Genomic DNA, 11,687 nt, shown 5'->3' on the forward strand with positions numbered 1-11,687 from the left:
TGTCAAAGGTTCAATGCATGGTGCATGCTGGTCTAGATTTATTTTAAATTAACAGAAATTTTACATATGTAATAGCTTATTTTCAGTACCAACTCTTGAAACTTGGCTTGCCTAAGTTATGTAAATAACTACCTATTATCACTGATACTATAAAGGTAAACATTTGATAATCTCCTTATTTATATTCCAGTATATTTATACTTAGCTGTACAAGATTTACATATGCAAGTTGATTATGCTCTTGATATAATTAGCAATTCATTATTTGTGATATTGCTTACTACCTTTACAGTATATATATTATAACTATGTCTTTAACCTCTTATCCATTCTTAGCTACATGTTCCTCTACTCCATTAGAGCATAAATCACCTTAATTTGCTACAAAGAAGCTTCATAAACCAATTTAGATACTTCCATAAATTCTTCAGTTCCACTTATTTCAAAATGATTCAAAACTCTTTACTTTAATATATAGGAATCTAATTCCCAATATCGTATCTAAAGAACCCACCTGGCCATTCTAGAAAATTTAACGCTGAATATACTTTACTTCTAGCCTCTTCTAAAGTATTTCCTTCACCTACTATATTTAATACTCTTCCACCATCAGAAATTAAGTTGCCACTTTCATCTAATTTGGTGCCAGCATGAAATACTAATATACCAGGAATACTTTCAATTTTATCCAATCCACTAATTGCTTCTCCTGTTCGATAATTACCTGGATAGCCTTTACTTGCAATGACTACACAAATTACAGCTTTGCTAGTTAATTTCACAGTTTTAGTACCCAATTTTCCTTCTGCAACTGATAACATTAGCTTCAATAAATCACAGCTTTTATCAAACCTAGGTAAAATAGATTGTATTTCTGGATCACCGAACCTAACATTATATTCAAGAAGTTTCGGATCACCTCTACAAATCATCAGACCAGCAAAGAGCACGCCACGATAAGGGGTTCCCATGTTAGTCATTGCCTGAACTGTTGGATATATTATCTTTTGGATAACTTTTTGCTCCATATCTTTACTTATAATAGAAGGTAACGAATATGACCCCATGCCTCCAGTATTCTGACTATCACTGTTTTCATCAGCTTTTTTATAATCCTTTGCACACCCGAAAGTTACTACTTTCAACCCATCAACAAGAGCAAAAAAACTTATTTCTTCTCCAACTAAAAACTCTTCTATAATTATTTCTTCACCTGACTCACCAAATTTCTTTTCTACTAACATTGAATCTATTGCTGCAAAAGCTTCATTTTCCGTATTGCATATTATTACACCTTTTCCTGCTGCAATCCCATTTGCTTTTATTACAAGTGGAAATTTTATTTTATTGCTGAGTACAAAGTTTTTAGCTAATCCTTCATCAACAAAACACTCGTATTTAGCAGTTGGCACACCATACTGTTTACATAGCTCCTTAGTAAAGGACTTTGATGCTTCAAGCTTTGCAGCAGCCTGACTTGGAGCAAAAACATTTATGCCCTCTGCAATCAAGTTATTAGCGAGACCATCAATTATTGGTTGTTCTGGACCAATGATAACTAACTTTATATTTTCTCTTTTGCAAAATAGTACAACATCGATTGGATTTCTTATATTAATACTCACAACGACCCCAAGATTTTTCATAGTTGAACGTCCAGGAGTAACATATAACTCAGTCAAGATTGAGGATTTTTTGAGAGCCCAAAGTAGAGCGTGCTCACGTCCACCAGAACCCACAACTAGAACATTCATCTTTAATTCCTTGTTCCCAATATATTAAAATTATCACATACTTATAACAGTATCATCACTCATGTACTTTCGCAACACGTTTGGTATTGTAATTGACCCGTTAAAATTTTGATAATTTTCCATTATGGCAATAATAGTCCTTCCTATAGCTAAAGCTGAACCATTTAAAGTGTGAACATATTTCTTTGCCTTTTTACTATCTTCTGAAGAGTATTTGGTATTCATTCTTCTTGCCTGAAATGTACCACAATTTGAACAACTCGATATTTCTTTGTATTTATTTTGCCCAGGTAACCATATCTCTATGTCATAAGTCTTGTGCACAGCAAAGCCCATATTGCCGCTGCACAGTAACATCACTCTATATGGTATCTCTAATCTCCTTAATACCTCTTCAGCAATACCTGTCATGCGATCAAGTTCATTATCTGATTGATTCTCAGTTGTAATACTTACCAACTCCACCTTACCAAATTGGTGTTGCCTTATCATACCTCTTGTATCACGTCCTGCATTACCAGCTTCCTTACGGAAACACTCTGAATATGCAGTAAAACGGATTGGCAATTCTTTTTCATGCACTATTTTATCAGCAACTAAATTTGTCAAAAAAACTTCACCTGTAGGGATCAACCTTAGTTCATCAGTAGTTAAATACGACTCATCAGAAAACTTTGGTAACTGACCAACATTATACATTGCCTCATTTTTTACTAAAACTGGGTGATATACTTCAGTATATCCAAATTCATTAACATGCATTTCAAGCATAAAATTTATCAATGCTCGCCCAAGTTTGGCTAATTGCCCTTTCAATATTGCAAATCTTGACCTAGAAATTTTCGCCACTTGTTTAAAATCTATCAAATTCAACTTTTCCCCAAGTTCATAATGAGGCTTTGCTGTAAAATCAAATTTCCTTTTTTCTCCATGCCTCCTCACCTCCAAGTTGGAATCATCATCTTTACCAATTGGCACACCTTGTGCAGGAACATTTGGCAAGTTAGATAAAATATTTACTAACCTGTCCTCTTCTGTTTGCTTCTTTAAACTAATCATCTCTACCTCACTTGCGATACTTTTTGATAGCTCTATCTGTTCCTCATAAGAGTTCTTACTCATCTTCAGCTCCCTTATTTCCTCTGTAATTTTATTAAGTTTCCTATTTAAATCTTGCAGCTTAGTGGTCAACAACCTCTTCTTATAATCAATTTCTAATATCTTACTTACAGGAAACTTATTAACCCCCCTGCTCTTCATCGCTTTCTCGAATTCTTCAGGATTTTTCCTAATATACCTTATATCATGCATAGATCGCACTATTACTAACATTGCCACTGTACTCCAAAAATTTCTAATACTCAACATTTTTGCTCATATTGTTAAAAAACTTCAATACTATCATAATTGACTTTTCTTCCAGAATCTTTTAAAACTTAACTAAAGCATTCATAAAATCAATATGTTAGGTATTACAGAGAAATACAATAAACTCAAAGGAAGCGCTTACTTCACTAAGTTCAAAGCTAGTAGAAGACTTTCTATCTATACCTTTAGCGTATACCTGGTAACTACATTTTCTCTTGGTTATTTAGGACTATTGATAGGATCTCCAGCATTAATCTTACCATTTATTACATCAATTTCTTATTTCACAATTTGGATCGTGATAGAAATTGTTCTTGCAGTAACACGAGATGCAACTATCAAGACCCTATATAACTCAACTAAAGGATTTCTTAGTAAGAAAGAATCAAATGGAGGTAGGCAAGAAATTCAAGGCAAAAATGGTAGTACTGTACTAGGCAGTGAATATAGTCTAGAAGACATTAGCCACATGGGTTTTATCACCTCAAATGATAACAGTTTAATTAGCAAAAAATTTCACGAAAATTTACCAACTCTTGTACATCAAACAAATAGAGAAAATTATACCTATTGGCTGCAGCAACATGATATTGCTCATATTGCAAGAGCTGTATACAACTACTCAGAAAGCCCGGATAACTATGTATCTTTTTGCATTCCTAGTAATCTTGAAACTTTAAATGAAAGGCTAATAGAATATAAAAATAAAGTAGAGCAAAAAAATCAAAAAGCAACATTTACTTCAGTGTTAAACTTAGAAAATCATCATTGGACTACACTAGTAGTCTCATATAACCTAAATAACAAAAAATTTATAGCCTACTACTGTGATTCTTTTATAGCTAAATTACCACGCTTTGGTAGCCAACGTAGCAACATAGAAAATGCAAATGAAATTAAAAATCAGTTGGTTACACCACTTAATAAACAAGCTAATGAGCTGAATGCACAAGGAAATGAAGAAATGAGCAAAGATATCAAAAAAACAGTGCAAATATGCAATAACAAAAAAAATGAATTAGTCAATGTTCCAATAAATGCTGACAGTATAGTAAGTGCACTGGAATCAGCTTTAAAAATAGAAAGCAATAATATAAGAAATTCCACGATTAAACAGCAAAGTGATGGTTATAATTGCGGAATATTCGCATTAGAAAATGCTAATAAGATTACACAAAAGCTCAGTGAAGGTAAATCATTTGATGAAATTGACAAAGAGCTATCAAGGTATAAATTTGACTTAAACAAGAAAAGGAAAGAATATACAGAAGTACTCATGAAAGATAAAAAATGGAAAGAAGATTTAGAAAGTGGGTTACTATGTAAGCTTCCATTAGGAACACAAATATCCTTTTCTTCTGCTCTAAAAAAGGAAAAGGTGAGTTTATGCAGCATTATGTGATTGATAAAAAATCATGCCTTTTCAAATAGGAAATTTGATAATCAATTCTCCGGTAATTTTAGCCCCAATGTCTGGAGTAACTGATTTCCCATTCAGAAGCATTGTAAAAAAACTTGGTGCAAGTTTGTTAATCTCAGAAATGATCGCAAGCAGGCCTATGATTATGCAAACTCGCCAGAGCATAAAAAAAGCAAAAGTTGACGAACTTACTGCTGTACAGCTTGCTGGATGTGAGCCAGACTTGATAGCAGAAGCAGCAAAACTGAATAGTGATATGGGTGTAAAGATCATAGACATAAATTTTGGCTGTCCAGTCAAAAAAGTTGTAAATGGTTATGCAGGATCAGCACTAATGCGCGATGAAAAAAAGGCTGCTAAAATAATTGAAGCTGTAGTTAAAGCAGTTAATGTGCCAGTTACTCTGAAAATGCGCACTGGGTGGGATGATGAAAGTCGTAATGCTCCACGTCTAGCAAAAATTGCAGAGGACTTAGGTATAAAAATGATAACCGTTCATGGAAGGACAAGAGCACAATTTTACAATGGCCAAGCAGATTGGAAATTTGTTAGAAATGTCAAAGAGCAAGTAAAAATTCCTGTTATAGTAAACGGCGACATCAAAAATTTCAGCGATATTCAGAAAGCTCTTAATGAGTCTAAGGCAGACGGAGTGATGATAGGTCGTGGCACTTATGGTAAACCTTGGCTGATTAATCAAGCAATAAATTTTATAAGTGGAAGCAAGATTTTTGAACTAACAGCCTCGGAAAAACTGAGTGTCATACTTGAACACTACGATAGTATTCTTGAATTTTATGGGAATGATGCAGGAATAAAAATGGCCCGTAAACACATAGGCTGGTATAGTAATGGACTTAAAAATTCATCTGAATTCCGCCTAAGGATAAACAACATGACAGACAGCATAGAAGTAAAGGAAAACATAGTCAGTTTTTTTAGTTAAAAACTTCTTTATAACTAAGCAAAAAAAGGATAAGAAAATATAAAAAATATACAAGCACTCATAAAGTCAGATATTGCATTAAATAAATTGTAAGCTAATTTCACATCTTAAGAAACTGAAGTACAGGTAAGATCAACGAAGATATGAGATCATATTATGAAATGAGCATAAGGCACTAATTATGAATATTTTAACTACTCATAAACATAAAATAGTTGATCTTGGAAAAAAAGCTTATGTAAGATATCAAAACTGTTTTTAACACAATAGATCTAAGAAAAACTATATAAAGCCTAGTATATGCCATAATAACATAATTAAAATTAAATGAGTTAATTATTTTTCTATCAATATTAATTGAACCTTCTTGATCTAAATTAGTTTTACATACATTAACTGTCAAAGCAGAATTTAACTGCAATATTTTTCAAGCTTCTTCCTAGTTTTCTTGACCAATTTCTGTGTTTACTATGCGATAGAAACATTTTCTTTTGTATCTCAATTTTTCCAAATTAATTTAATGAAAGATTAAATTCAATTTCACATTGTTTTAGAAGCAGCTTGTTTTCTAATTTATTCAGCTCAATCAAAAGATTTTCTATATCACTATTTTCGCATCTTCACTATTAAATAACCTTACCACTTACTTCTATTGTAACTTTAAGAAAAAGCAGAATAAGAGCAGCATATAGTAGGAGTAAAACTTAATCCAGAATTATGAACAATAAACATTGTGTTATATATTAATACAAGTATTAACGTATCTTCCATATGCAAAAAGCAAATACGAGTATCAACCTCATTTGCCCTTTTTTGCTTAGCAAAGCTCTTGTATTTATAGCTAAAGCAATCTGTAACACTACTTATTCTGGACTTGAGTAGAAGAAAGAAAATTTTAAAAAAATAAGCCCTCATGGGATTTATACAAATTTAGTATTTATGAAAATAAAACATTTTCATACACTTTCCAATAAGTGGAAAGTATAAGTAAATCTAACAGATCATTCCAAGCAAATAAGCAAAGATAATTTATGAAAAGCAATTCTAGATATGAAAAAAGATAAACTCCTTTCTTAAAGGAAGTAAGCTACCTGATGGCGCACTACAATATTTTTTCAATCAATTCTACAATTCTAGGACATGATACCACAATCTAGATCTTTAAACTAGATTTTGTTTCTTAATTACTCAATAAGAGTTACCCCCCTGGTTGGCTAGACTCTATATCACACAGTTGGATAACATGTTCTATTATACAAATCAAAATATCCATTTAGCTCTATACACGCTTGATGCTAGTAAGTAATATACTTTATTAAAGTTAATAAATAGGAAAATTACTACAAATTTTCTCAACTTCCTTTTTTACTTCTCTTTCAACATTCGAGCTATATCCATTAACTAGTCCATGAATTATCTTATTTATTAGGCTAGCTATCTCTTTGAAATTTTTTGCTTCAAGTCCACGTGTTGTTTCAGCAGCAGTGCCAAAACGTAGACCTGAAGCAATAGTTGGTTTTTCTGTATCAAATGGTATAGAGTTTTTATTACAGATTATACTGGCCCTCTCAAGACTATCTACAACACTTTTCCCAGTTAACTTCTTTGGTCTTAAGTCAATCAGCACTATGTGAGAATCAGTGTTACCAGTTATAATATTTAACCCATGCTCTTGCAGTGCTTGAGCTAGCACTTTAGCATTCTTAATAACACTTTTGCTATAAGTTTTGAATTCTGGCGCTAATGCTTCCTTGAATGCAACAGCTTTTGCAGCTATCACATGCATAAGTGGCCCGCCTTGTAATCCTGGAAAAACTGAAGACTGAATTTTTTTATACAATGCTTCATCATTTGTCATTATTACTCCACCACGAGGACCGCGTAAAGTTTTGTGAGTTGTAGAAGTTATAACATGTGCATATTCAGCAGGTGATGGGTACTCACCTGCAGCGATAAGCCCTGCATAGTGAGCAATATCAGCAAGCAAGTATGCACCAATCTCATCTGCAATCTCACGAAAGCGTTTAAAATCTATTCTTCTTGGATAGGCAGAAGCACCAGCTATAATTAACTTTGGCTTATGCTCTAGAGCCAATTTTTCTACTTCATCCATATCAAGTAAGTAAGTATCTCGGTTAACCGAGTACTGAATTGCTTTAAACCATTTACCAGAAAAGTTAGGTGTTGCACCATGAGTCAAATGACCACCACAACTTAGCGATAAGCCAAGTATTGTGTCTCCTGGAGCGAGTAGTGAAGCAAACACTGCTTGGTTTGCCTGAGAACCAGAGTGAGGCTGAACATTTGCAAATTTAACACCAAACAGCTTACAAAGTCTTCTTATAGCAAGATTCTCAACCTCATCGACATACTCACAGCCACAGTAGTATCTTTTTCCTGGATAACCTTCTGCATATTTATTAGTTAAAAAGGAACCCTGTGCCTCCATTACTGCTCTGCTTGCAAAGTTTTCCGATGCAATCAGTTGCAGTTGTGATCTTTGACGTTGTAATTCTTTTATTGAAGATTGATAAATTTCCCTATCAAAAAATTTTAAATCACTCTTAAAACTATAAATCCCTCTTGAAACACTTATCATAAATTAAACCTCACCCAATCTAATATACTAAAATGCACACTAGTTACAAGAAGAGATTTTAAGACTGTTTCCTTAACCACATAAATCCAAAAATAGCAAAAAGGAGACACACAGGAATAATTGACATTGCCTTTATTAGTAGTTCAGGACTATATACAGGATTTCCATGTATCATCGTTCCATCCCAGTAAAAATTTATTATTTTTGCAATTCCGACATGAGAAAAATAACCAAAAATCATAATTATCATATTTGAAACAGCTGTAGCTAAACCTACTAGATTAGTGGATACATAGCTTATTGCTTTGTAAACGGTAACTACCTGATACCCAGATGCAAAGCCAACAATGAAAAGTGTAGGAAGCACAATATATAAGCCACCAGACTGTGTAAAAAGCAAAAGAAAGCTCAAGATCATCGCAATAGAACATGCTATGATCACTTCATAGTGCCTACTTGGATATTTTTCTAGTAAGAAAGCTAAAAAAAATGCTCCAGCTCCAAAACCTATAAATATGAAAGAAGAAAGAGAAGATGCTAAATCTCCTGTGAACTGATACACTTCACACAAGAAAGGTCTTACCCAACCATCAGCAAAACCCTCTAATGGACTAATCATCAAACTACCAAAAAAGCTAATTAGAACAATATGTTTGTTACAAAGTACCGCCTTTAAGTCTTGAAGTATATTACCATTTACATCTTTTTGTGCATTATCACTTGGTATTGCAAAAAATAACAATAATGCGAGTAAACAACCAAATGCTGAGAAAGTATATATAACGCTATCCCAACCAAACTTATTAAGTAAGAAATCTAGAGGTAATCCACCATAAATAGCTCCTAATAACCCTATTATTATAGATAAACTTGTCATTTTTTCTGACTTCCCCTGAGGGAAATGCATGCTTGCAATTTTGAATATTGCAATTGCTGAAGCAGATGATCCAACCCCAACGATTATTCTACCAAGTATTGAGGGATACCACTCATCAAAACATACAAGTGGCAATGCACCAACAAATGTTAAAACAGTACATATAGGTAAAGTGAGCTTTGGTCCAGATCTATCAAGCAAAAGACCAACAGGTATATGTGCTAATGTATATCCCAAATAGTATATTCCACTAAATTGACCAATATCCATTACATTTACGTTAAACTTCGTCATTAACTCAGGTGCTATTATATTTGGAATTACACGCAATACATATTGGTATGCATAAAAGAGTGATGCTAACATCCATATCAAAAAAACTCTATGTGTCATAATCTTGTCTCAAACTTAGCATTGTAGATGGTCCGGCTATTAAAAGCAACATTCACATAAATATTTTTCCAACTTATTAAAGTATAGCAAAGTCAAATCCATAGTTATTACAACCAATAGAACATTTTTCAAAAAGGCTTTTCACTTTAATTTATGATCTTTTTTACTATCTATATAACTGGTCTGTGAATAAAATAATAAAGCCATACTATAGATAAGTAAAATATTCATAATTTCACCTAAAACTTTATTTTTTTATAAAACTCATTTTACCATGCTCTATATTTCATAATAAATTTGCCTTTAATAGTACAATCTAGTATCAGAGATATTATATTTGATTGATTATTAACTATCTTATATATAAAATAATGTAATGCTAAAACAAGTCAGATGACTAGGACGTTACAACACGCTGTAAAATCATATAAGAACATGCTAAGTAAAACTTCTCTAATTTGTATAAAAAGATATATCATATAAAACACATAACTTTAGTGGGTGAGATAATAGAACTATCATGAGCAAATCAAACAAAGGCTATAACTAAAGATACAGAAAGTGCATATAAAGATTCAATGTTTAATGAGATTTACTAGCTTTGTAGATATCAACACTGAACCTTTTAAACATTTACTAAAAAGTAAATTGTATTATAAAATGCAGTAGTAAACATCATCAATTAAAAAAAACTAAGAGAAGTAAAGACCACTGGATAAATTTTTAATATGAAAAACATATAATTCAACCTATCTCGATCAAATTTTTATATGACAGATTCCTAATCATTCACTAGTAAAAACTTTCAGACCTGTCAATGCTTAATTCTACCAAAATAAGTGAAAACTAACTGTATCATTAAAATAACTTTAATTTCAGTTAAGATACATAGATTATTGTATAGCTAAAATTATGTATAAATTATAAAAAAAAGATATGCTTTCTTGCTAATAAGAAAGAATAAAAATATATAAAAGCATAAAACAGAATGGATATCACGAGTATAATGTAGGCAAAGGCTACTATCATTTTAGAGTTGCAATTCTGTTATTTTCAGCAAAATAATCGATACCAAGTACACCTTATTACATATTAATTTCATTCTATTATTAAGAAATACAAAAAAATTAACTCAGCATTTCACATGCTTTTATAATATTGTTGCACCCAATTTCTAACTGATCCTGAGAGGTTACATAAGAAACTCTGATAAAATTTTTTAGACTGAATGCAACCCCTGGAACTACAGCAACTAAATGATCTTCCAACAAATACTCAGCGAAATCAAGGTCATTATTTATTATTTTACCACTTTTTGTACTCTTACCTAATAGATTTTTACATGAAATGAACAAATAGAATGCACCTTGTGGAGTAAACGTTGATAGTCCTGAAACAGAGCTCAACTTTTGAGCTACAAAATCTCTGCGACTTTTAAAAGTTTTCACTCTTTCTTTCAAGAAAGCATGATTACCGTTTAATGCTTCAACAGCTGCTGCTTGTGCTATTGAATTTGGGTTAGAAGTGCTTTGAGATTGCAGCACAGAAATAGCTTTTATTATATCACTTCTACCAGCAATATAGCCTATTCTCCAGCCCGTCATCGCATAAGCTTTTGATACTCCATTGACTACAAAAACCCTTTCATAAAGCTTTGGCTCAACTTGAGCAATAGTAAAAAACTTTTCATCGTACACTATATGCTCGTAAATATCATCTGTAATAATGTTCACATGTGGATGTTCAAGTAGTATCTGTGCTATTTCTTTTAATTCACCATATGTATACACAACACCTGCTGGATTATTTGGTGAATTAAGAACTAGCCATTTAGTCTTACTAGTTATCTTACTTCTTAACAACTTTGGTGTTAGCTTAAAATTTCCCATGCACTCCACAACAATTGGTAACCCACCAAAGAGACTTACCATGTCAACATATGAAACCCAACATGGAGCAGGAATTATAGCTTCATCTCCATGGTTAATCGTTGCCATAAACAAGTTAAACAGCACTTGCTTAGCACCAGCACCAACACAGATTTGGCTAAGTGTATATTCAAGATTATTATCTCTTTTTAACTTATTAATTATTGCTTCCTTAAGTTCATATGTCCCATCGACAGCAGTGTACTTGGTCTTACCATCATTTATTGCTTGGATAGCTGCTTTCTTTATATGGTAAGGAGTATCAAAATCTGGTTCTCCTGCAGATAAAATGCAGATCTTTTTGCCCTCATTTTTTAACCTGCTTACCTTATCAGTTACAGCAACTGTAGGTGATAATTTTATCAAGGACATTCTTTTTGCAAGTCTTAACATAATCTTACT

Annotated in this window: 7 protein-coding genes; 2 read left to right on the top strand and 5 right to left on the bottom strand. The window is 32.5% G+C overall.

Annotated features, from left to right (window positions below):
• Window positions 1-482: 482 nt before the first annotated feature.
• Together purD and serS are read right to left on the bottom strand one after the other, a co-directional pair.
• Window positions 483-1,754 carry a phosphoribosylamine--glycine ligase gene (gene purD, locus GOY13_RS00515; RefSeq protein WP_175813918.1) on the bottom strand — a complete coding sequence of 424 codons (1,272 nt, stop codon included), beginning with the start codon at window positions 1,752-1,754 and terminating at the stop codon, window positions 483-485.
• A gap of 33 nt (window positions 1,755-1,787) precedes the next feature.
• Entirely contained in the window at window positions 1,788-3,065 is a 1,278-nt protein-coding gene (gene serS, locus GOY13_RS00520; protein ID WP_175814404.1) for a serine--tRNA ligase, read from the bottom strand.
• Window positions 3,066-3,216: 151 nt separating this feature from the next.
• Here serS and GOY13_RS00525 point away from each other — a divergent pair, with 151 nt between their 5' ends.
• On the top strand, window positions 3,217-4,524 hold the full coding sequence (locus tag GOY13_RS00525) for a hypothetical protein (RefSeq protein ID WP_175813919.1): 1,308 nt from the start codon (window positions 3,217-3,219) through the stop codon (window positions 4,522-4,524).
• 13 nt (window positions 4,525-4,537) lie between these two features.
• Window positions 4,538-5,488, top strand: a complete 951-nt coding sequence (gene dusB / locus GOY13_RS00530; protein ID WP_175813920.1) for a tRNA dihydrouridine synthase DusB — start codon at window positions 4,538-4,540, stop codon at window positions 5,486-5,488.
• 1,321 nt (window positions 5,489-6,809) lie between these two features.
• On the opposite strand, the gene glyA is transcribed toward dusB, so the two are convergent.
• From glyA to GOY13_RS00545, 3 genes are all read right to left on the bottom strand, one after another.
• The gene (gene glyA / locus GOY13_RS00535) at window positions 6,810-8,087 is read right to left on the bottom strand and encodes a serine hydroxymethyltransferase (RefSeq protein WP_175813921.1); all 1,278 of its coding nucleotides are present in this window, start codon (window positions 8,085-8,087) and stop codon (window positions 6,810-6,812) included.
• A 58-nt stretch (window positions 8,088-8,145) separates the two neighbouring features.
• A complete protein-coding gene (locus GOY13_RS00540) occupies window positions 8,146-9,357 on the bottom strand; it encodes an MFS transporter (protein WP_175813922.1) in 1,212 nt (403 codons plus the stop codon).
• Between the two features lie 1,127 nt (window positions 9,358-10,484).
• Window positions 10,485-11,678, bottom strand: a complete 1,194-nt coding sequence (locus GOY13_RS00545) for a pyridoxal phosphate-dependent aminotransferase (RefSeq protein ID WP_175813923.1) — start codon at window positions 11,676-11,678, stop codon at window positions 10,485-10,487.
• Window positions 11,679-11,687 lie beyond the last annotated feature (9 nt).

Origin of the sequence: Wolbachia endosymbiont of Cruorifilaria tuberocauda (genome assembly GCF_013365475.1) — a bacterium.
In the GTDB taxonomy this organism is placed as follows: domain Bacteria; phylum Pseudomonadota; class Alphaproteobacteria; order Rickettsiales; family Anaplasmataceae; genus Wolbachia.

Coding starts and splice junctions, on each gene's coding strand:
- GOY13_RS00545 (WP_175813923.1), bottom strand. CDS start 11,678: ATGTTAAGACTTGCAAAAAGAATGTCCTTGATAAAATTATCACCTACA.
- GOY13_RS00525 (WP_175813919.1), top strand. CDS start 3,217: ATGTTAGGTATTACAGAGAAATACAATAAACTCAAAGGAAGCGCTTAC.
- dusB (WP_175813920.1), top strand. CDS start 4,538: ATGCCTTTTCAAATAGGAAATTTGATAATCAATTCTCCGGTAATTTTA.
- purD (WP_175813918.1), bottom strand. CDS start 1,754: ATGAATGTTCTAGTTGTGGGTTCTGGTGGACGTGAGCACGCTCTACTT.
- glyA (WP_175813921.1), bottom strand. CDS start 8,087: ATGATAAGTGTTTCAAGAGGGATTTATAGTTTTAAGAGTGATTTAAAA.
- GOY13_RS00540 (WP_175813922.1), bottom strand. CDS start 9,357: ATGACACATAGAGTTTTTTTGATATGGATGTTAGCATCACTCTTTTAT.
- serS (WP_175814404.1), bottom strand. CDS start 3,065: ATGCATGATATAAGGTATATTAGGAAAAATCCTGAAGAATTCGAGAAA.